General features: G+C 73.7%; 18 protein-coding genes and 1 pseudogene. 14 read left to right on the forward strand and 5 right to left on the reverse strand.

What is annotated here, in order from left to right; all coding sequences use genetic code 11:
* Nucleotides 1-12 precede the first annotated feature (12 nt).
* Nucleotides 13-708 carry an N-acetylmuramoyl-L-alanine amidase gene (locus tag ACZ56B_RS16565; RefSeq protein ID WP_468790446.1) on the reverse strand — a complete coding sequence of 232 codons (696 nt, stop codon included), beginning with the start codon at nt 706-708 and terminating at the stop codon, nt 13-15.
* Nucleotides 709-768: 60 nt separating this feature from the next.
* Here ACZ56B_RS16565 and mnmA point away from each other — a divergent pair, with 60 nt between their 5' ends.
* Nucleotides 769-1,905, forward strand: a complete 1,137-nt coding sequence (gene mnmA / locus ACZ56B_RS16570; RefSeq protein ID WP_468790448.1) for a tRNA 2-thiouridine(34) synthase MnmA — start codon at nt 769-771, stop codon at nt 1,903-1,905.
* Nucleotides 1,906-2,084: 179 nt separating this feature from the next.
* On the opposite strand, the pseudogene ACZ56B_RS16575 reads toward mnmA, so the two are convergent.
* From ACZ56B_RS16575 to ACZ56B_RS16585, 3 genes and pseudogenes are all read right to left on the reverse strand, one after another.
* Nucleotides 2,085-2,348, reverse strand: a pseudogene (locus ACZ56B_RS16575) (VOC family protein); the annotation flags it as partial.
* A gap of 31 nt (nt 2,349-2,379) precedes the next feature.
* Nucleotides 2,380-3,159 (reverse strand): alpha/beta fold hydrolase, encoded by a 780-nt coding sequence (locus ACZ56B_RS16580; protein ID WP_468790450.1) that lies wholly within the window; start codon nt 3,157-3,159, stop codon nt 2,380-2,382.
* A 92-nt stretch (nt 3,160-3,251) separates the two neighbouring features.
* Nucleotides 3,252-3,575, reverse strand: a complete 324-nt coding sequence (locus ACZ56B_RS16585) for a DUF427 domain-containing protein (protein WP_468790452.1) — start codon at nt 3,573-3,575, stop codon at nt 3,252-3,254.
* Between the two features lie 115 nt (nt 3,576-3,690).
* Here ACZ56B_RS16585 and ACZ56B_RS16590 point away from each other — a divergent pair, with 115 nt between their 5' ends.
* From ACZ56B_RS16590 to gatB, 10 genes are all read left to right on the forward strand, one after another.
* On the forward strand, nt 3,691-4,494 hold the full coding sequence (locus ACZ56B_RS16590; RefSeq protein WP_468790454.1) for a class I SAM-dependent methyltransferase: 804 nt from the start codon (nt 3,691-3,693) through the stop codon (nt 4,492-4,494).
* Nucleotides 4,491-5,030 (forward strand): LOG family protein, encoded by a 540-nt coding sequence (locus tag ACZ56B_RS16595; RefSeq protein ID WP_468790456.1) that lies wholly within the window; start codon nt 4,491-4,493, stop codon nt 5,028-5,030. The genes ACZ56B_RS16590 and ACZ56B_RS16595 overlap by 4 nt, the downstream gene beginning before the upstream one ends.
* Before the next feature lie 18 nt (nt 5,031-5,048).
* Nucleotides 5,049-5,747, forward strand: a complete 699-nt coding sequence (locus ACZ56B_RS16600) for an SDR family oxidoreductase (protein WP_468790458.1) — start codon at nt 5,049-5,051, stop codon at nt 5,745-5,747.
* 35 nt (nt 5,748-5,782) lie between these two features.
* Nucleotides 5,783-6,790, forward strand: coding sequence for a methionine synthase (locus ACZ56B_RS16605; protein ID WP_468790460.1), 1,008 nt, complete (start codon nt 5,783-5,785; stop codon nt 6,788-6,790).
* Between the two features lie 14 nt (nt 6,791-6,804).
* Complete coding sequence (gene ligA, locus ACZ56B_RS16610) at nt 6,805-9,000, forward strand: NAD-dependent DNA ligase LigA (RefSeq protein ID WP_468790462.1); 2,196 nt, start codon at nt 6,805-6,807, stop codon at nt 8,998-9,000.
* A 259-nt stretch (nt 9,001-9,259) separates the two neighbouring features.
* Nucleotides 9,260-11,446 carry a putative bifunctional diguanylate cyclase/phosphodiesterase gene (locus ACZ56B_RS16615; RefSeq protein WP_468790464.1) on the forward strand — a complete coding sequence of 729 codons (2,187 nt, stop codon included), beginning with the start codon at nt 9,260-9,262 and terminating at the stop codon, nt 11,444-11,446.
* 166 nt (nt 11,447-11,612) lie between these two features.
* A complete protein-coding gene (gatC, locus tag ACZ56B_RS16620) occupies nt 11,613-11,909 on the forward strand; it encodes an Asp-tRNA(Asn)/Glu-tRNA(Gln) amidotransferase subunit GatC (RefSeq protein WP_004925108.1) in 297 nt (98 codons plus the stop codon).
* Between the two features lie 6 nt (nt 11,910-11,915).
* Nucleotides 11,916-13,409, forward strand: a complete 1,494-nt coding sequence (gatA, locus tag ACZ56B_RS16625) for an Asp-tRNA(Asn)/Glu-tRNA(Gln) amidotransferase subunit GatA (protein ID WP_468790467.1) — start codon at nt 11,916-11,918, stop codon at nt 13,407-13,409.
* Nucleotides 13,406-13,645 carry a hypothetical protein gene (locus tag ACZ56B_RS16630; RefSeq protein WP_468790469.1) on the forward strand — a complete coding sequence of 80 codons (240 nt, stop codon included), beginning with the start codon at nt 13,406-13,408 and terminating at the stop codon, nt 13,643-13,645. Before gatA ends, ACZ56B_RS16630 begins: the two co-directional genes overlap by 4 nt.
* 15 nt (nt 13,646-13,660) lie before the next feature.
* Nucleotides 13,661-15,175 (forward strand): Asp-tRNA(Asn)/Glu-tRNA(Gln) amidotransferase subunit GatB, encoded by a 1,515-nt coding sequence (gatB, locus tag ACZ56B_RS16635; protein ID WP_468790471.1) that lies wholly within the window; start codon nt 13,661-13,663, stop codon nt 15,173-15,175.
* Nucleotides 15,176-15,282: 107 nt separating this feature from the next.
* On the opposite strand, the gene ACZ56B_RS16640 is transcribed toward gatB, so the two are convergent.
* On the reverse strand, nt 15,283-16,086 hold the full coding sequence (locus ACZ56B_RS16640; protein WP_468790473.1) for an SAM-dependent methyltransferase: 804 nt from the start codon (nt 16,084-16,086) through the stop codon (nt 15,283-15,285).
* 187 nt (nt 16,087-16,273) lie between these two features.
* On the opposite strand from ACZ56B_RS16640, the gene ACZ56B_RS16645 reads away from it, so the two are divergent.
* The 3 genes from ACZ56B_RS16645 to ACZ56B_RS16655 all read left to right on the forward strand — a co-directional run bounded on the left by ACZ56B_RS16645 (nt 16,274) and on the right by ACZ56B_RS16655 (nt 19,853).
* Entirely contained in the window at nt 16,274-16,750 is a 477-nt protein-coding gene (locus tag ACZ56B_RS16645) for a hypothetical protein (protein WP_468790475.1), read from the forward strand.
* A gap of 264 nt (nt 16,751-17,014) precedes the next feature.
* Complete coding sequence (locus ACZ56B_RS16650; protein ID WP_468790477.1) at nt 17,015-19,261, forward strand: MMPL family transporter; 2,247 nt, start codon at nt 17,015-17,017, stop codon at nt 19,259-19,261.
* Nucleotides 19,239-19,853 (forward strand): GNAT family N-acetyltransferase, encoded by a 615-nt coding sequence (locus ACZ56B_RS16655; protein WP_468790479.1) that lies wholly within the window; start codon nt 19,239-19,241, stop codon nt 19,851-19,853. Before ACZ56B_RS16650 ends, ACZ56B_RS16655 begins: the two co-directional genes overlap by 23 nt.
* The last annotated feature ends 135 nt before the right edge of the window (nt 19,854-19,988 follow it).

Here is a 19,988-nt window from a genome sequence, read left to right on the forward strand (position 1 = left end):
CGGGCGCCCGCCTCAGGCCGGCGTCGGCGCCGTCGGCGTCGGCGGTGCCGTCCGCGCTCGTCGCACCAGCTCCATGTAGCGGTCCCAGTCCCAGTGCGGGCCCGGGTCGGTGTGGTCCGTGCCCGGCACCTCGACATGGCCGATGATGTGCTCCCGGTCGACCGGGATGTCGTACCGCGCGCATATCCGGGCCGTGAGCCGCGCCGAGGCCTCGTACATCTCGTCCGTGAAGTCCTGCGGCCGGTCCACGAACCCCTCGTGCTCGATGCCGACGCTGCGCTCGTTGTAGTCGCGGTTGCCCGCGTGGTACGCCACGTCCAGCTCGCGGATCATCTGCGCGACGCGCCCGTCCTGGCCGACGATGTAGTGCGTGGCCGCCTTGTGCCCCGGGTCCTGGAAGGCCCGCACCGCGCTGTCGAAGCTGCCCTGGGTGACATGGACGATCACCATGTCGATGCCGTAGTCGTCGGGCCGGTCCGCGCGGCGCCAGTTGGCGTCCGAGGCGGCCACCCAGCGCGCGCCCGCGAAGTCCACCGCGCCCCGCTCCCGGGGCTTGTCGACCCCGGGCACGCGCCACCACAACCGGGCCAGCTCGTCCCGGGCCAGCACCGCCGTGCCCGCCGCGGCCGCCGCCCCGCCCACGATCAGGGCCCGCCGCCCGATGCGCCGGTCCCCGTCCCTGTCCTTGGATGCTCTTCGCGCCCCCATGCGATCTCCAACGCGCACGCGGCGGCCCCGGTTCCCGGGTCCCCGTACCCTGGAGGGGCTATGACTGACACCCCGCAGCCCTCCCGCCCCCTCCGCGTCCTGGCCGCCATGTCCGGCGGGGTCGACTCCGCCGTCGCCGCCGCCCGCGCGGCCGAGGCGGGCCACGACGTGACCGGCGTCCACCTCGCGCTCTCGGCGAACCCGCAGTCGTTCCGCACCGGCGCGCGGGGCTGTTGCACCATCGAGGACTCGCGCGACGCCCGCCGCGCCGCCGACGTCATCGGCATCCCGTTCTACGTGTGGGACCTCGCCGACCGCTTCCGCGAGGACGTGGTCGAGGACTTCGTCGCCGAGTACGAGGCCGGCCGCACCCCGAACCCCTGCCTGCGCTGCAACGAGAAGATCAAGTTCGCCGCGCTGCTGGACAAGGCGCTCGCGCTCGGCTTCGACGCCGTCTGCACCGGCCACTACGCCCAGGTGGTCCTGCGCGAGGACGGCACCCGCGAGCTGCACCGCGCCGCCGACCTGGCCAAGGACCAGAGCTACGTCCTCGGCGTGCTGGACGACCGCCAGCTCGCGCACGCGATGTTCCCGCTCGGCGACACGCCCACCACCAAGGAGGAGATCCGCGCGGAGGCCGCGCGCCGCGGCCTCTCCGTCGCCAAGAAGCCCGACTCGCACGACATCTGCTTCATCGCCGACGGCGACACCCGGGGCTTCCTCGCGGACCGCCTCGGCCGGGCCGAGGGCGACATCGTCGACGAGTCCGGCGCCAAGGTCGGCACGCACGAGGGCGCGTACGGCTTCACCATCGGCCAGCGCAAGGGCCTCCGGATCGGCACCCCCGCCCCCGACGGCAAGCCGCGCTACGTCCTCGACATCTCCCCGGTGGACAACACGGTCACGGTCGGTCCCGCGGCCGCCCTGGACGTCACCGCGCTGACCGCGATCAGGCCCCGCTGGTGCGGCGCCGCCCCCACCGGCCCCGGCACCTACACCGCCCAGCTGCGCGCCCACGGCGGCGAGACCGAGGTGCGGGCGGAGGCCGTCGACGGCGAGCTGCGGGTCCGCTTCGCCGAGCCCGTCCGCGGCGTCGCCCCCGGCCAGGCGATCGTGCTGTACGACGGCACGCGCGTGGTCGGCTCGGCGACGATCGCGACGACGGTGCGGGCCACGGAGGCGGCCACGACGGCCTGACACCACGGGGCGCGGACGGCGCGCCCCCGCGCGGGCGGAGCTCCCCGGCCGGCGTCGGGTGCGGTCAGGACCGGGGAGGGTTGCGGCACCGGCGGAACGGATGCCCGGCCGGGCCGGTGTAGACCTGCCAGCCGTAGTCCGGACTCGCCGACGAAGCTCTTTCGGAAGGCGGCGCCCGGCTCGGTCGCCCGGCGCCGCTCGGGCTCGAACGCGTCCACCTCGGAGTCGAGGCGGAACTGCTGCGGACGCTCCCGGCCCGGTCGGCTGGGCCGCCGGTGGTCCTCCACCCGCTGGAACGACGGCTCGACGCCGTCGTTGCGCGGGTCGCCCCGGTCCTCGGTGCTGATGCCGGTGCCGATCTCCCAGCCCAGCAGCTCGGCGTAGAACCCGGCCGGTTCCCAGGGGCCGGGGCAGTCGAGGATGACGTCGGTGAATTCCAGCATCCGGTCACCGCAGACCGCGGCGCCGTCCCGCTCACCCCCCGAAGAACCCCGCCAGCACCGGCGCCAGGACGTCCGGATCGGCCATGTGGGTCTGGCCCTCCAGGACGCGGTACGTGCCCCGGGGGGCCGCCCGGGCGATCGCCCGGGCGGCCTCGCGCATCCACGCCGGGCTCCCGTCGCCCGCGACCGCCAGCACCGGCACGCGGACCGACGCCAGCAGTCGCGCGGGGACGCTCCCGTCGCCCATGACGGCGTCGTCGTACGCGAGGCTCGGGGCGATCGTCTCCATCCCGGCCCACATCGGCGACTGCCGGGCACTGAGGATCACCGCCTCGTCCAGTCCGGTCAGCCGCAGGAAGAGCTCCACCGCGTCCCCGCGCCGCCCCTCGGCCAGCGCCGCCGTCAGCCGCCCGGTGTACTGCGCGCGCTCCCGCAGGTCCTCCTCGGACGTCGCGTACGGCGTCTCGTACACGGCGACGTGGCGCACCGGCAGTCCGCTCGCCGCCGCCCTGAGCGCCAGCGCGCCGCCCGAGGAGACGCCGTACAGCGACGCCTCGCCGCCCACCGCCCCGATCAGCGCCGCCAGGTCCTCGACCTCGCGCTCCACCGCGTACGGCGCGGTGTCCCCGCTCGCACCGCGGCCCCGGCGGTCGTAGACGACCACCCGGAACCGCTCCGAGAGCGGCGCGGCCAGCGGCGCCACCGTGGCACCCGTCGACATCGCGCCGCTGACGAGGACGACCGCAGCGCCCCGCCCGGCGCTCTCGTAGGCGAGGGGGGTGCCGTCGCGCGAAAGGATGCTCCTGTCCATGTCGCACCAGACTGCCGCACGGCGCGGGGTTCGTCGGTGAGGCGGGCGGCGCGTCCGCCGATCGGGACCCCGCTACGCGGCCGTCCGCACGGTCAGCGCACCTCCGTGTCGTAGAAGCACAGGTGGTCCTTGATCCGCGCGACCTCCGGCTTCGGGTCCGGGTACGCCCAGACCAGGTCGGCCGCGTCCGGCAGCGACCAGTAGGACGCGGTGCCCTTGAAGGGGCAGTACGTGCGCGTCCCGGACGGCGTCAGCAGGTCCAGGCGCACGTCCTCGGGCGGGATGTAGTACCGGTCCGGGCAGCCCGTCTCCCTCAGCACCAGCGCCCGGTCGCTCCGGGCCAGCTCCCGGCCGCCGTGCACCACGCGCACGTGCCGGTCGCCGGGCTCGACGGTGATGCGGTGTCCCGTGGTCACGATGACCCTCCCCGGGTAGCAGTGTCGCCGGTTACAGCGCACGCTGGAGCCGAGTTCTTCCCGCCGGTGGGGCGCGGACCACCGCCCCGCCCGGCCCGCGTCCGCAGGAGGTCCCATGGGAGCCGGGGAACCCGGCAGGAACCGCGGCACCCTCGCCCACCGGGTGCGCTACGCCCTGCGCCATCCGCGGCGCGTCCCGGCCCACGCGCGGCGCGCCCTGCGCGACGCCCGGCTGCGGCTGCTGCACCGCGACCACATCTCCTACTACCGCGCGGTGATGGCCTCCGACACGGCCCGCAGCGCCGAGGCCGCGGTGGGCCACAACCCCTCGCGCGAGCAGTGGGCGAGGATCGGCCGGATGCAGTTCGACTACCTGGTGGGGCACGGCCTGGAACCCCACCACCGGATGCTGGAGATCGGCTGCGGCAACCTCCGCGCCGGCCGGCTGTTCATCGCCCACCTGGAGCCCGGCCACTACTACGGCATCGACATCTCGCCGCACATCCTGCTCGCCGCCCAGGACACCCTGGTCCGCGAGGGGCTCCAGGCCAAGCTGCCCCACCTGACCCTCGCCGGCGACCTGACCCTCGCCTTCCTGCCCGAGGGCCACTTCGACGTCGTGCACGCGCACAGCGTCTTCTCGCACTCGCCCCGGCACGTCATCGAGGAGTGCTTCGCGCACGTCGGCCGGGTGCTCGCGCCGGGCGGCTTCTTCGACTTCACCTTCGACCGCACGGAGGGGGAGGAGCACCAGGTGCTGCACGAGGACTTCTACTACCGCACCGAGACGCTTCTCGCCCTGGCCGCCGAGCACGGCCTGGCGGCGCGGTTCATGGAGGACTGGGAGGAGCTGCCGCACCGGCAGTCGAGGATCCGGGTGACCGCGCCGCCCGACCGGGCCCGTACGGTGGGTCCGTGAACATCTGCGTCTTCCTCTCCGCCGCCGACCTCGACGAACGCTACACACGCCCCGCGCGGGAGTTCGCGCGCCTGCTGGGCAAGGGCGGGCACACCCTCGTCTGGGGCGGCTCGGACACCGGTCTGATGAAGGTCGTCGCCGACGGCGTCCAGGAGGCGGGCGGCCGGCTCTGCGGCGTCTCCGTGGAGTTCCTCGCGGCGAAGGCACGCGACGGCGTCGACGAGATGGTGATCGCCCGGGACCTCGCCGAGCGCAAGCGGCTGCTGCTGGAGAAGGCCGACGCGGTGGTGATCATGGTGGGCGGCACCGGCACCCTCGACGAGGCGACCGAGATCCTGGAGCTGAAGAAGCACGGGCGCACCGACAAGCCGGTGGTCCTGCTCAACACGGCGGGCTTCTACGACGGGCTTAAGGAGCAGTTCCGCCGCATGGAGGACGAGGGCTTCCTGCCGCGTCCGCTGGCCGACCTGATGTTCTTCGCCGAGGAGCCCGCGGGGGCGCTGGCGTACCTGGAGGAGAGCCGGGGAGTGGAGTGACCGCCGGGTGATGCGAGCATGGCGGGCATGGCTACACATGTGATCACCGGAGCGGGTTCCGGCATCGGCGCGGCCGTCGCCCGCCGCCTGCACGCACGCGGGGACGAGCTCGTGCTGCACGCGCGCGACGCCGGCCGCGCGAAGGAGCTGGCCGCCGAGTTCCCCGGCGCCCGGACGCTGGTCGGCGACCTCGCGGACCCCGACCGGCTCAGCTGGGCCTTCTCCCACCAGTCGCTCCCGGACCGGGTCGACTCCCTGCTGCACATCGCCGGCGTGGTGGACCTCGGCCCGGTCGGCGAGCTCACCCCGAAGACCTGGCGCCACCAGCTCGACGTCAACCTGATCGCCCCCGCCGAGCTGACCCGGCACTTCCTGCCCCAGCTCCGCGCGAGCCGCGGCCACGTGGTCTTCGTCAACTCCGGCGCCGGGCTGAACGCCCACGCCGACTGGGCCGCGTACGCGGCCTCCAAGCACGGCCTGAAGGCCCTCGCCGACGCCCTGCGCGAGGAGGAGCACGCGGGCGGGGTCCGGGTGACCTCGGTCTACCCGGGCCGCACCGCCAGCCCCATGCAGGCCAAGGTCCACCGGCAGGAGGGCAAGGAGTACGACCCCGGCCGGTGGATCGACCCCGAGTCGGTCGCCACGACCGTCCTGATGTCCCTGGACCTGCCCCGGGACGCGGAGGTCAACGACCTGACGGTGCGCCCGGGGCGCTGACCCCGGCGTCCCCGGGCAGGCTCTAGGCTTTTCGGGTGAGCGAAGACAGCCAGTTCAGGTTCGGGCCCGCCACCGGGGTCGGGTCCATGCCGGGCGGGGACGCCCGGGAGGCAGCCAAGACCGTCACCGGGAGCTTCGAGGACTTCCCGTTCCTGCCCGAGCTGCCCGCCCGCGGACCGGGCGCGGACATGATCGGGCGGACCGCCGGGATGCTCGTCGAGCTGTACGCGCGCCTGGAGCCCAGCGGCTGGCGGATCGGGGACCGGCCGGGGCGGGACACCAGGCGGGCCCGCTCCTGGCTCGGCGAGGACCTCGACGCGCTGGAGGAGTTCACCCAGGAGTACGAGGGGCCGCTGAAGGTGCAGGCGGTGGGGCCGTGGACGCTCGCCGCGGGCCTCGAGCTCAGGAACGGCGAGGCCGCCCTGTCCGACCCGGGCGCCTGCCGCGACCTCGCCGCCTCCCTCGCCGAGGGGCTGCGCCTGCACCTCGGCGAGGTGCGGCGGCGGGTGCCCGGCGCGCGGCTCGTCCTCCAGCTCGACGAGCCCTCCCTCACCGCCGTCCTGCGCGGACGGGTGAGGACCGCCAGTGGCTACCGCACCCACCGCGCGGTGGACCGGCAGGTCGTCGAGGCCGTGCTCCGGGACGTGGTCGGGGTGCAGGACGGCGGGCCCGTCGTGGTCCACTCCTGCGCGCCGGACGTCCCGTTCGCCCTGCTGCGCCGGGCGGGCGCGGCGGCGGTCTCGTTCGACCTCTCCCTCCTCACCGAGCGTGACGACGAGGCGATCGGGGAAGCGGTGGAGGGCGGCACCCGGCTGTTCGCCGGTGTCGTCCCGGGCACGGACGCCCCGTTGTCGGACCCTGCCGGTAGCGTCATGGGGGTCAGGACACTGTGGCGCAGGCTGGGGCTGCGACCGGGGCTCCTCCCGGAGGCCGTCACGGTCACCCCGGCGTGCGGGCTCGCGGGTGCGTCCCCCGAGTACGCGCGCGCGGCGTACGCCCACTGCGTCCGGGCGGCGAGATCCCTCGCGGACGACCCTGAATAACGGGAGGACACACGGTGGCCGGCGACCAGCAGGCGGAGACGACGAGCGTTCCCGCCGAGGCACGGGAGAAGCACGCACAGCTCGCTGAGCAGATCGAGGAGCACCGCTTCCGGTACTACGTGAACGACGCCCCCGTCATCAGCGACGCCGAGTTCGACCGGCTGCTGCGCGAGCTGGAGGCGCTGGAGGAGGAGCACCCGGAGCTGCGCACCCCGGACTCGCCGACCCAGAAGGTCGCCGGGGCGTACGCGACGGAGTTCACGGCCGTCCGGCACCGCTCGCGCATGCTCTCCCTCGACAACACCTTCAACGACGACGACCTCGCCGCCTGGACGGAGCGCGTCCGGAAGGAACTGGGCGAGCAGGAGTACCACTTCCTGTGCGAGCTGAAGGTCGACGGACTCGCCGTCAACCTCACCTACGAGCGCGGCCGGCTCGTCCGCGCCGCGACCCGCGGCGACGGCCGCACCGGCGAGGACATCACGCCCAACGTCCGCACCATCGCCGAGATCCCGGACCGGCTGAAGGGCGAGGAGGTGCCCGACCTCGTGGAGATCCGCGGCGAGGTCTACTTCCCGATGGAGAAGTTCCAGGACCTCAACCGCCGGCTGGTGGAGGCCGGCGACAAGCCCTTCGCCAACCCCCGCAACGCGGCGGCCGGTTCGCTGCGCCAGAAGGACCCGCGCGTCACCGCCACCCGCCCGCTGCACATGGTGGTCCACGGCATCGGCGTCCTGGAGGGCCTCGCCGGCATGACCCGCCTCTCCCAGGGCTACGACCTGCTCGAGTCCTGGGGCCTGCCCACCTCCCGGCACAACCGGGTGGTCGACGGCCTCGACGGCGTGCGGGAGTTCATCGCGTACTACGGCGAGCACCGCCACTCCGTGGAGCACGAGATCGACGGCGTGGTCGTCAAGCTCGACGAGATCCCGCTCCAGGGGCGCCTCGGCACCACCTCGCGCGCCCCGCGCTGGGCCATCGCGTACAAGTTCGCGCCCGAGGAGGTCAACACCAAGCTGGTCGACATCCGCGTGGGGGTGGGCCGTACGGGCAGGGTCACGCCGTACGCCCAGGTCGAGCCGGTCACGGTGGCCGGGTCCGAGGTCGAGTTCGCCACGCTGCACAACCAGGACGTGGTCAAGGCCAAGGGCGTCCTCATCGGCGACACGGTGGTGCTGCGCAAGGCCGGTGACGTGATCCCGGAGATCCTCGGCCCGGTCGCCGACCTGCGCGACGGCAGCGAGCGGGAGTTCGTGATGCCGGACGAGTGCCCGGAGTGCGGTACGCCGCTGCGGCCGATGAAGGAGGGCGACGTCGACCTGCGCTGCCCCAACGCCCGCACCTGCCCCGCCCAGTTGCGGGAGCGCCTGTTCTACCTCGCCGGCCGCAAGGCGCTGGACATCGAGCACTTCGGCTACGTGGCCGCGACGGCGCTCACCAAGCCGCTGGAGCCCGCGGACCCGCCCCTGAAGGACGAGGGCGACCTGTTCGACCTCACCGTCGAGCAGTTGCTGCCCATCAAGGCGTACGTGCTGGACCAGGACAGCGGCCTGCCCAAGCGCGACCCGAGGACCGGTGAGGAGAAGGTCGTCACCGTCTTCGCCAACCAGGAGGGCAAGCCGAAGAAGAACGCGCTCGCGATGCTGGAGAACATCGCGGCGGCCAAGGAGCGTCCGCTCGCCCGCGTGCTCACCAGCCTGTCGATCCGTCACGTCGGTCCGGTCGCCGCCGAGGCGCTGGCCCGCGAGTTCCGCTCGATCGACCGCATCGAGCAGGCCACCGAGGAGGAGCTGGCCGGCACCGAGGGCGTCGGTGCGACCATCGCGGCCTCCCTCAAGCAGTGGTTCGCCGAGGACTGGCACCGCGAGATCCTCCGCAAGTGGAGGGCGGCCGGCGTCCGCATGGAGGAGGAGGGGGCCGGGGCGGACGAGGGCCCCCGTCCGCTGCAGGGGCTCACCGTCGTCGTGACCGGCACCCTGGAGCACTTCACCCGGGACGGCGCGAAGGAGGCGCTGCAGAGCCGGGGGGCGAAGGTGACCGGTTCGGTGTCGAAGAAGACGTCGTTCGTCGTCGTGGGGGACAACCCCGGGTCGAAATACGACAAAGCGATGCAGCTCAAGGTGCCGGTCCTGAACGAGGAGGGTTTCGACGTCCTTCTGGAGCAAGGACCGCAGGCCGCGGCGGAGGTCGCCCTTTCGGCCGAGGAGTAGCGGTTGAACCCCACTCGATCGGCGCATACCAGATGCATACGGGTGGCCGGGGCGCATTCGGGCAACCGTCGGCGACCGGTGCCCGTGGAAGCCTTCCGCGGCCTACTGTTGGGAGGTGCGCCCGCCGTGCCCAGCTGCGGTCGGGGCGACTCCGCGCTCGTGACGGGTGCGGGGAAGGGCTTTCCACCGCGGAGCCGCTGAGGGTTGTCGGGCATCGGGCCGCGTGGCGCGGGCACCGCCGGCTGTGAGAGGGACGGGAATGGAACCGACCGAGAGCGCCGCCCCGGGCTCACGGCTGCGTCTGCGCCGCGGGGCGCTCGCACGGCGCGGCCGCGGGGACGGGCGGCCCGCGGGGCGGCCGGGCGCGCGGGAGCGCGCCGACGCGGACACGGAACGCCCTCCGTCCTGGCCCGCGTTGCCCGCGGCGGTCGTCGCGACGGCCGGTTTGGCGCTGGGCGCGGGCCTCCTGCGGGCGTTCACCGAAGGCCACGCGCTCTTCCCGTCCGGCACCGTCGGCTGGTCCCTGGCCGTGCTGACCGGGATCGTCGTCGGCCACCTGGTGATGCTGGGCCGCTCCCGCTGGTGGGGCGGCACCGGCTCGGGCGCCGCCCTCACCCTCGCCGTGCTGCTGCTGTACGGCTGGCTTCCGGCCGGCATGGTCAGCCTCACCGTCGTGGTGCTGGTCGGCCTGGCCCGCAGGGGCCACTGGCGGCAGGGCGTCCTGCACGGCGCGGTGGACCTGCTCGGCATCGGCGCCGGAGCCCTGGCCCTGGCCGCGTTCGGCTCCGTGCCGTCCGTCGGGTCCCCGGCCACCCCGGACACCTGGACGCTCTCCACCGTCCCCGGCGTGGTGCTGGCCGCCGGCGCGTACCTCGCGGTGACCCGTTGCCTGCTGTGGTACCTGCGGACACCGCGCTCCGGACTGCCCACCGCCGTCCGCACCGCCCTGGCCAGACAGGGCCTGCTCGCGGTCGCCCTGCTCGGCATAGCGCCCCTGGTCTGCGTGGTCGCGGACGCCGAACCGGTGCTGCTGCCGCTGTTCTCCGTCCCGCTGATCGCCCTCGACTCCACCCTGTGGATGGCCCGCGCCCGGGCGGAGGAGCAGCTGCGCGATCCGCTGACCGGACTGCCCAACCGGCAGTGGCTGCAGGAACGCATCTGGGCCGCGCTCGACGACGCCGAGCGCATGGACGCCCGCGCCGCCCTGATGCTGATCGACCTCGACCGTTTCCGGTCGGTCAACGACACCCTCGGTCATCTCGCCGGCGACCGGCTGCTGCTCCAGATCGCCGACCGGCTGCGACGGGCACTGCCGCACGGGGCGGAGGCCGCGCGGCTCGGGGGCGACGAGTTCGCCGTCTTACTGCCGGTCGCCGACTCCACGACGTCCGCGACCCGCGTCGCCCGCGGCCTGGTCGGGACCCTCAGCTCCCCCCTCGACCTCGACGGCCTCACCCTCGTTTTGGAGGCGAGCGCGGGCGTCGCCGTCTTCCCCGACCACGCGGCCGACGCGGAAGGGCTGCTGCGGCGGGCGGACGTGGCGATGTACCAGGCCAAGCGGGACCGCACGGGCGTCGAGGTGTACGAGTCCAAGCGCGACTCCAACACCCCCGACCGGCTCGGCCTGCTGGGCGATCTGCGCCGGGCCCTGGACGCCCACGAGGTCCAGCTCCACTACCAGCCCAAGGTCCGCTTCGACGGCCAGGTCGCGGGCCTGGAGGCGCTGGTCCGCTGGGTGCACCCGGAACGGGGCAGGGTGCCGCCGGACGAGTTCATAGCGATCGCCGAGTCCTCCGGGCTGATGCCGCACCTCACCGAGTACGTGCTGGAGACCGCGCTCGGCCAGGTCGCCGAGTGGCGCGCGCAGGGCCTGTGCGTACCGGTCGCGGTCAACGTCTCCCCGCGCGACATCCACATCCCCGGCTTCGCCGGCTCCGTCGCGGCCCGGCTGGCCCGGCACGGCGTCCCGGCGGGAGCCCTGCAGCTGGAGATCACCGAGCACGTCCTCCTGGAGGACCCGCAGCGCGCCGCCGACACCCTGAACGCCCTGACCGGGCACGGCGTGAAGATGTCCCTGGACGACTTCGGCACCGGGTACTCCTCCCTGGTGCACCTGAGGCGGCTGCCGGTCAGCGAGCTGAAGATCGACCGCTCCTTCGTGGCCCGGCTGGCCGTGGACACCGAGGACGCCGAGATCGTGCGCTGCACCGTCGACCTCGCCCACTCGCTCGGCCTGCTCGTCGTCGCCGAGGGCGTCGAGGACGACGAGACCTGGGAGCGCCTGCGCGACCTCGGCTGCGACGCGGTCCAGGGCTGGCTGGTCGCGGCCGCGATGCCGCCCGACGAGACCACGGCCTGGCTCCGCGCCCGCGGCTCCCGCGGCTGGCAGCGCCCCGCGGCGGCGCTGCCCGCCGCCGCGGGGGACGACACGGGACGGGTCGGCTGACGCCCGCGGCGGGACACCGCGGGGCCCGCCACCGGGCGCGGCCCGCCCGGCGCCCGCGGCACGCGCGGACCCCCGGGGCGCCGGGCGGCGACCGTTTCACGGGTACGGGGCCCGGCACCCTAGGATTGGCCCCAAACCACTCACACTCACCCCAGAGGAACGCTGCATGCCTGGCATTACGCGCGAGGAGGTCGCCCACCTCGCCCGGCTGGCGCGTCTGGAGCTGAAGCCCGAAGAGCTCGACCACTTCGCGGGCCAGCTGGACGACATCATCGGCGCGGTGGCCCGCGTCAGCGAGGTCGCCGACCAAGACGTACCGCCGACCTCGCACCCGCTCCCGCTGACGAACGTCATGCGTCCGGACGAGGTCCGTCCCTCGCTCACCCCCGAGCAGGCGCTCTCCGGCGCCCCGGCCCAGGAGCAGCAGCGTTTCAAGGTGCCGCAGATCCTGGGGGAGGAATAAGCCACCATGACGGACATCATCAGGCTCACGGCGGCCGAGACCGCCGAGAAGATCGCCTCCGGCGAGCTCACGGCCGTCGAGGTCACCGAGGCGCACCTGGCCCGGATCGAGGCGGTCGACGAGAAGGTGCACGCCTTCCTGCACGTCGACCGCGAGGGCGCCCTCGCCCAGGCCCGTGCCGTCGACGCCAAGCGCGAGCGCGGCGAGAAGCTCGGCCCGCTGGCCGGCGTGCCCCTCGCGCTCAAGGACATCTTCACCACCGAGGGCATCCCGACCACCGTCGGCTCGAAGATGCTCGAAGGCTGGATCCCGCCGTACGACGCGACGCTCACCCAGCGGCTCAAGGCCGCCGACGTCGTCATCCTCGGCAAGACCAACATGGACGAGTTCGCCATGGGGTCGTCCACGGAGAACAGCGCCTACGGCCCGACCGGCAACCCCTGGGACCTCACCCGGATCCCGGGCGGCTCCGGCGGCGGTTCCTCCGCCGCGCTGGCCGCGCACATGGCCCCGCTCGCCATCGGCACCGACACCGGCGGCTCCATCCGCCAGCCGGCCGCCGTCACCGGCACCGTCGGCGTGAAGCCGACGTACGGCGCGGTGTCCCGCTACGGCATGGTGGCGTTCTCCTCCTCCCTCGACCAGGGCGGCCCCTGCGCCCGCACGGTCCTGGACGCGGCCCTGCTGCACGAGGTGATCGCCGGGCACGACCCGCTCGACTCCACCTCCGTCGACGAGCCGGTCCCGCCGGTCGTCGAGGCCGCGCGCAACGGCTCCGTGGCCGGCATGCGCGTCGGTGTCGTCAAGCAGTTCCGCGGCGAGGGCTACCAGGCCGGCGTCGTCCAGCGGTTCGACGAGTCGGTGGAGCTGCTCAAGGAGCTGGGCGCCGAGATCGTCGAGCTGGACTGCCCGTCCTTCGACCTCGCGCTGTCGGCCTACTACCTGATCGCGCCCTCGGAGTGCTCCTCCAACCTCGCCCGCTTCGACGGCCTGCGCTACGGCCTGCGCACCGGTGACGACGGCACGCACTCCGCCGAGGAGGTCACCTCGCTGACCCGCGAGGCCGGCTTCGGCGACGAGGTCAAGCGCCGCATCATGCTCGGCACCTACGCGCTCAGCTCCGGCTACTACGACGCGTACTACGGGAGCGCCCAGAAGGTCCGCACGCTGATCAAGCAGGACTTCGACAAGGCGTTCGAGCAGGTCGACGTGATCGTCTCCCCGACGACCCCGACCACCGCCTTCCCGATCGGCGAGCGCGCCGACGACCCGATGGCGATGTACCTCGCCGACCTGTGCACCATCCCGACCAACCTGGCCGGCAACGCCGCCATGTCGCTGCCCTGCGGCCTCGCGCCCGAGGACGGCCTGCCGGTCGGACTGCAGATCATCGCCCCGGTCATGAAGGACGACCGCCTCTACAAGGTGGGTGCCGCCGTCGAGGCCGCCTTCGTGGAAAAGTGGGGCCACCCGCTGCTCGAGGAGGCTCCGTCGCTGTGAGTGCACTGACCAAGGCCAAGGGCTTCAAGAAGTCCAGGTCCGGCACGTACCTGTCCATGGCCGCCACGGCGTTCGGCGCGCTCGGCGTGGCGAAGCGGCTGAGGACGGCCCGCGCCGAGAAGGACACCCTGGTCCTGATCGACGCCACCGTGTCCGCCGTCTCGATCGTCACCGGCCTCGCCCTCCTCTACCGCGAGCTGAAGCGGCTGGGCGACGACGACGTCCTGCTGGGCTGAGAGGGAAGTTTCACCGTGACCACCACGACCGACCTGGTGTCGTACGAGGACGCACTCGCGTCGTACGACCCCGTCATGGGCCTCGAGGTCCATGTCGAACTCGGCACCAAGACCAAGATGTTCTGCGGCTGCTCGACCGCGCTCGGCGCCGACCCGAACACCCAGACCTGCCCGGTCTGCCTCGGCCTGCCCGGCGCGCTCCCGGTCGTCAACGCGACCGGCGTCGAGTCGGCGATCAAGATCGGTCTCGCCCTGAACTGCGAGATCGCCGAGTGGTGCCGCTTCGCCCGGAAGAACTACTTCTATCCGGACATGCCGAAGAACTTCCAGACCTCCCAGTACGACGAGCCGATCGCCTTCGACGGCTACCTCGACGTGCAGCTGGAGGACGGCGAGACCTTCCGCGTGGAGATCGAGCGCGCCCACATGGAGGAGGACACCGGCAAGTCGACGCACGTCGGCGGTGCCACCGGCCGCATCCACGGCGCGTCCCACTCCCTGCTCGACTACAACCGCGCCGGCATCCCGCTCATCGAGATCGTCACCAAGCCCATCGTGGGCGCCGGTGAGCGCGCCCCCGAGGTCGCGCGGGCCTACGTCCGCGAGCTGCGCGAGCTCATCCGGGCGCTCGGCGTCTCCGAGGCCCGGATGGAGATGGGCCAGATGCGCTGCGACGTGAACCTGTCGCTGATGCCGAAGGGCTCCGAGAAGTTCGGCACCCGCTCCGAGACCAAGAACGTCAACTCGCTGCGGTCCGTGGAGCGCGCCGCCCGGTTCGAGATCCAGCGCCACGCGGCCGTGCTGGACGGCGGCGGCACGATCGTCCAGGAGACCCGGCACTTCCACGAGGACACGGGGTCGACGACCTCCGGCCGCGTGAAGGAGGAGGCCGAGGACTACCGGTACTTCCCGGAGCCCGACCTGGTCCCGGTCGCCCCGTCCCGCGAGTGGGTCGAGAAGCTGCGCGCGCAGCTGCCCGAGCTGCCGCTGGTGCGCCGCAACCGGCTCCGCGAGGAGTGGGGGATCTCCGGCACCGACATGCAGGCGATCCTCAACGCCGGTGCGCTGGACCTGATCGTCGCCACCATCGACGCCGGAGCCGACGCGGCCTCCGCCCGCAAGTGGTGGATGGGCGAGCTGGCCCGCAGCGCCAACGAGTCGGGCAAGGCGCTGGACGAGCTGGCGATCACGCCGCAGCAGGTCGCCCGGGTGACCGAGCTGGTGGCCTCCGGCGACCTGAACGACAAGCTGGCCCGTCAGGTCATCGAGGGCGTCCTCGCGGGCGAGGGCACCCCGGACGAGGTCGTCGAGAAGCGCGGCCTGAAGGTCGTCTCGGACGAGGGCGCGCTCACCGCGGCCGTGGACGAGGCCATCGCCGGCAACCCGGCCGTCGCGGACAAGATCCGCGGCGGCAAGGTGGCCGCGGCCGGCGCGCTGGTCGGCGCGGTCATGAAGGCCACGCGCGGCCAGGCGGACGCGGCCCGCGTGAAGGAGCTGATCCTCCAGAAGCTGGGCGTCGGCGAGGGCTGATCTCCCGGTACCGCACACGGCGAGGGGGACGCACCGGGCTCGGTGCGTCCCCCTCGGTCGTCTCCGCAGTCCCCGTCGTCTCCGGCACGCGGCGGGGTGCGCCGGGATCAGGGACGGCGCCCCACCACACGGGCGAAGCCGAGTGTGCGGCCCTCGTCCGCACGCACCATCTCCGCGTTCTCGCGGCTCATGCGCACGACGAACTCGTCCGTGCTCTCCTCGGCGACGACGTCGCACCACAGCAGCCACTCGCGCCAGCCGTCCGGCAGCCAGTCGGCCGTCTCGACCTCCACGGCCCCGCTGCGGGTCCAGTGGCGGCGCCACCAGGCGGGGGAGTGGAAGCACCAGTACGCCGGCTCCCAGAAGGGCCGCAGGTGCTCCGGCGGCTCGCTGCCCGCGATCTCCTCGCGCAGCGCCGGGACGACGACGCCGATCCGCCCGCCGGGCTTCAGCAGCCGGGTGAGCGTCGGCAGGTACAGGTCGTCGGTGCCGAAGTACTGGTACGCGTCGACGGAGACGATCGCGTCGAAGCCCTCCTCCCCGAAGGGCAGGTCGTGCGCCTCGGCGAGGACCGGCAGCACCCGGTCGGCGACGCCCGCCTCGGCGACGCGGCGCGCGTTCTCTCCGGGCCTGATCCACAGGTCGGCGGCGGTGACCTGGACGTCGTACTCCCTGGCCAGGAAGACCGACGTCATGGCGCGTCCGCAGCCCAGGTCGAGCACGCGCGCGCCGGGGCGCAGGCGGTCGAGGCCGAGCGCCGGCGCCAGCCACTCCAGCAGCCACAGCGGGTGCGGGCCCATCGCGTTCTCGATGGTCCAACGGGCGTCGTAGGCACTGCTGCGCGGGTACCGGGGCAGGGTCAGGCGGCTAGCGAGGTCGTCGTGCGGGGTGTTCGGTGTGATGTCCGGCATCGGTGAACGGGCTCCTCGGGGCCGTGAAGGGGGAAAGGGTCGCGTCGGATACCGGGCGGACAAGCATCAAAGCACCTGCTTCGGCCGGCGGCGGGCTGCCGCGGAACGTCGGACCGACGGACGCTAGCAGGTGGCCGCACACCCCCGCACCGGGGTTTCCGTACGTGAAGCGCTACGCTCCCGCGCCATGAGGGGAAGCACTGATTCCGACACCTCTCCGGACACCCAGGCCGAGGGCACCGACGACACCCGGGACACCGGCGGCGGCCGGGGCGCCGAGGGCGCCGGGCACGCCGGGGAAGGACGGGAGCAGGACACCGGCGCCCCGGGCGATGCCGGCGGCCCCGGCGGCACGGACGACCCCCACGGCACGGACGACCCCGATGACACGGACGGCACGGACGACCCCGGCGCCGAGGGGGACGCGCGGCGGGCCCGGTGGCTCGCGGCCGGCACCGGGGCCGTGCTGACCCTGGCGGGGACCGCCGCGGCGCTGCTCCGCCTCACCGGCCCCGCGCCGGCCCTCGTCCCGGTCGCCTACGCCTGCGGGGCCGCCGTCTGCGCCCTCGCCGCGCTCCTGGGCTCCCGGGGGCGCACCCGCAGGGCGCTGTGGCTGCTGATCGCGGGGGTCATGGTCATGGCGCTGGGGGACCAGTTCGACTGAACGATTCCCCCGCGCCCCCGCGCCCCCGCGCCCCCGCGCGGAGCCCGGTCCGGGTGAGAACCGTCACACTCGGCCGCGGAAGCGGGGCGGACGCCGTGCGAGCCTCCTCCCCTCCGCTGTGAACAAGCCCACGAAAGCGACAAACGATCATTTTCGGCTGCAACAGTGGCAGTGCATCGCTCATGTGTTCTTTGCGGATCGTTCAGCCTGGTTCCGGCTGTACCCGGTCAAAGAGCCGCACTCAGTCACCCTGGGAGCACGTTCGTGGCAGCCCTTGCCCGCTGGTGTGTCCAACGCCGTCTGATCACCGTCCTGCTGTGGCTCCTCGCCCTGAGCGGGACCGCCGCGGCCGCCGTCGCCGCCGGTTCCGCCTACTCGAACGACTACGAGGTCCCCGGGACCGAGTCCGGGCGCGCCACCGAGCTGCTCCGGGAGGGCTTCCCGGGACTCGGCGGCGACAGCGACACCGTGGTCTGGCACACCCCGTCCGGCACCGTCCGGGACGCCGGTGTCGAGCAGGCCGTGAGCCGCGCCCTGGACCGGATCGAGGACCTGCCCGGCGTCGCCGCCGTGACCGGACCGTACGGCGAGGAGGGCGCGGGCCGGATCAGCGGGGACGGCCGCACCGCGTACGCCACGGTCACCTTCGAGGACCAGGCCAAGGACATCGACGCGGGCGAGGCCGCCGCCGTGGCGGAGGCGGCCGAGGCCGCCGGGACCGACGGCCTCCGCGTCGAGCTGGGCGGCAGCGCCGTCGAGGTCACCGAGGCCCCCGGCGGGCACCTCGCCGAGGTCGTCGGCGTGCTGGTCGCCGCCGTCGTCCTCTTCCTCGCCTTCGGCTCGCTCGCCGCCTCGCTGCTGCCCATCGCCACCGCCCTGGTCGGCGTCGGCACCGCCTACGCCGGGATCGGGCTGCTCGGGCACGTCATGACCGTCGCCGACTTCGCGCCGATGCTCGGCATGCTGATCGGTCTCGGCGTCGGCATCGACTACGCGCTGTTCATCGTCACCCGGCACCGGCGCGGCCTGAAGCGCGGCCTCACCGTCACCGAGGCCGCCACCGACGCCGTCGCCACCACCGGACGCGCGGTCGTGTTCGCGGGTGCCACCGTGTGCATCGCCCTGCTGGGCATGCTGATCCTCCGGCTGAACTTCCTCAACGGCGTCGCCGTGGCCGCCTCCCTCACCGTGGTGCTGACCGTCGCCGCCTCGGTCACCCTGCTGCCCGCCCTGCTGTCGCTCATCGGCACGCGCGCGCTCAGCCGCCGCGAACGGCGCCGGCTGGCCGAGCACGGGCCCGAGCCGGAGGTGCCGACCGGGCTCGCCGCCCGCTGGTCGGCGTTCGTGGAGCGCCGTCCCCGGCTGCTCGGCGCGATCGCGGTGGCCGTCATGGCCGTCCTCGCGCTGCCCACCCTCTCCCTCCACCTGGGCACCTCCGACCAGGGCAACGACCCGAAGGGCTCCACCACCCGCCAGGCCTACGACCTCCTCGCCGAGGGCTTCGGCCCCGGCGTGAACGGCCCCCTCACCCTCGTCACCGAGGTCGGCGGCGCCCAGGACCGGCTCGCGCTGGACAACCTCGGCACCACCCTGCGCGGGACCGAGGGCGTCGCGTCGGCCTCCCCGGCGGCCTACGGCGCGGGCGGCGACACCGCGTACCTCACCGTCGTACCGGAGTCCTCCCCGCAGTCCGAGCGGACCAGCGACCTGGTCGACCGGCTGCGCGACGACGTGCTGCCCCGGGCCGAGGCGGGCACCTCGCTCGACGTGCAGGTCGGCGGCGTGACGGCCGGCTACGACGACTTCGCCGACGTCATCGTCGCCGAGCTGCCCCTCTTCGTCGGCGTCGTGATCGGCCTGGGCTGCCTGCTGCTCCTGCTCGCCTTCCGCTCCGTCGCCATCCCGCTGAAGGCCGCCGCGATGAACGTGGCCGCCGTCGCCGCCGCCTTCGGCGTCGTCGTGGCGATCTTCCAGTGGGGCTGGGGCAGCGAACTGCTCGGCCTCGGCAGCGCGGGCCCCATCGAGCCCTTCCTGCCCGTGATCATGGTTTCGGTCCTCTTCGGCCTCTCCATGGACTACCAGGTGTTCCTGATGAGCCGGATCTACGAGGAGTGGCTGGAGACCGGCGACAACCGGCGCTCCGTCCGGGTCGGCCTCGCGGAGACCGGCCGGGTGATCAACTCCGCCGCCGTGATCATGATCTCGGTCTTCCTGGCCTTCGTCCTCACCGGCGACCGGGTGATCGCCCTGTTCGGCATCGCGCTCGCCGTGGCCGTCGCCCTCGACGCCTTCGTGCTGCGGACCCTGCTCGTCCCCGCCCTGATGCACCTGCTCGGCGGCGCCAACTGGTGGCTGCCGCGCTCGCTGGACCGGATCCTGCCGCGGATCAGCATCGAGCCGCCCGAGGCCCGTGCCGCCCATGAGAGGCTGGCCGCCGTCACGGACGCCGGGGTGGCGGACGTGCTCGTCACGGAGGAGCGGCAGCGGGATGTACGCGATACGACTGGGTGACGACGGAGCCGAGCTGCGTCCCCTGGAGCCCTGGCACGCCGAGGAGTTCCTCGCCCACCTGGAGCGCGGCCGGGAGTTCGTCAACCGGTACGTGCCCTTCGGCTCCCGGGCCACGGACCTGGCCGGGGCCCGCGAGGTGCTCCGGGGGTACGCCGACCAGCGCGCGGCCGACACGGCCTCGCTGCACGGACTGTGGCTGGACGGCACGCTGGTGGGCGGGGTGCTCACCCTGAACTTCGACGCGGCGAACGGCACCTGCGAGGTCGGCTGCTGGCTGGAGCCCGCCGCCACCGGGCGCGGACTCGTCACGCGCGCGATGCGGGTGCTCGTCGACTGGGCGGTCGAGCAGCGCGGCATCCACCGGGTCGAGTGGGTCGCCGCCGCCGGCAACCTGCCGAGCATCGGCGTCGCCCGCCGGCTCGGCATGACCCGGGACGGGGTGCGGCGCGAGGCGCACCTCCACCACGGGGTGCGGCACGACCTGGAGGTGTGGTCCGTCCTGGCCCCCGAGTGGCGTGCGGCGCGGGCGGACCGCCGTCAAGCGGGCTCCGGGCACACCGACGTGCCGCCGGACCCGCCCGCCGCGGGCTGATCCCGCGCGGGGGCCTTAGGCCCCCGGCGCGGTGCTTACGGCACCGCCCCGGGTCCTTCCCGCACGTCTAAGGCCCCCGGAGCCGCCGAAGATGCGGAACCCTTCCGATGCGGCCGGACCGCCCGGCGGACGAAG

It is taken from the genome of Streptomyces sp. NPDC034670 (genome assembly GCF_055574875.1).

What these genes read in the sequence shown, in the direction of transcription:
- ACZ56B_RS16565 (WP_468790446.1), bottom strand. Translation starts at nt 708, where the DNA reads ATGGGGGCGCGAAGAGCATCCAAGGACAGGGACGGGGACCGGCGCATC.
- mnmA (WP_468790448.1), top strand. Translation starts at nt 769, where the DNA reads ATGACTGACACCCCGCAGCCCTCCCGCCCCCTCCGCGTCCTGGCCGCC.
- ACZ56B_RS16580 (WP_468790450.1), bottom strand. Translation starts at nt 3,159, where the DNA reads ATGGACAGGAGCATCCTTTCGCGCGACGGCACCCCCCTCGCCTACGAG.
- ACZ56B_RS16590 (WP_468790454.1), top strand. Translation starts at nt 3,691, where the DNA reads ATGGGAGCCGGGGAACCCGGCAGGAACCGCGGCACCCTCGCCCACCGG.
- ACZ56B_RS16600 (WP_468790458.1), top strand. Translation starts at nt 5,049, where the DNA reads ATGGCGGGCATGGCTACACATGTGATCACCGGAGCGGGTTCCGGCATC.
- ACZ56B_RS16615 (WP_468790464.1), top strand. Translation starts at nt 9,260, where the DNA reads ATGGAACCGACCGAGAGCGCCGCCCCGGGCTCACGGCTGCGTCTGCGC.
- gatC (WP_004925108.1), top strand. Translation starts at nt 11,613, where the DNA reads ATGCCTGGCATTACGCGCGAGGAGGTCGCCCACCTCGCCCGGCTGGCG.
- gatA (WP_468790467.1), top strand. Translation starts at nt 11,916, where the DNA reads ATGACGGACATCATCAGGCTCACGGCGGCCGAGACCGCCGAGAAGATC.
- ACZ56B_RS16640 (WP_468790473.1), bottom strand. Translation starts at nt 16,086, where the DNA reads ATGCCGGACATCACACCGAACACCCCGCACGACGACCTCGCTAGCCGC.
- ACZ56B_RS16645 (WP_468790475.1), top strand. Translation starts at nt 16,274, where the DNA reads ATGAGGGGAAGCACTGATTCCGACACCTCTCCGGACACCCAGGCCGAG.
- ACZ56B_RS16655 (WP_468790479.1), top strand. Translation starts at nt 19,239, where the DNA reads ATGTACGCGATACGACTGGGTGACGACGGAGCCGAGCTGCGTCCCCTG.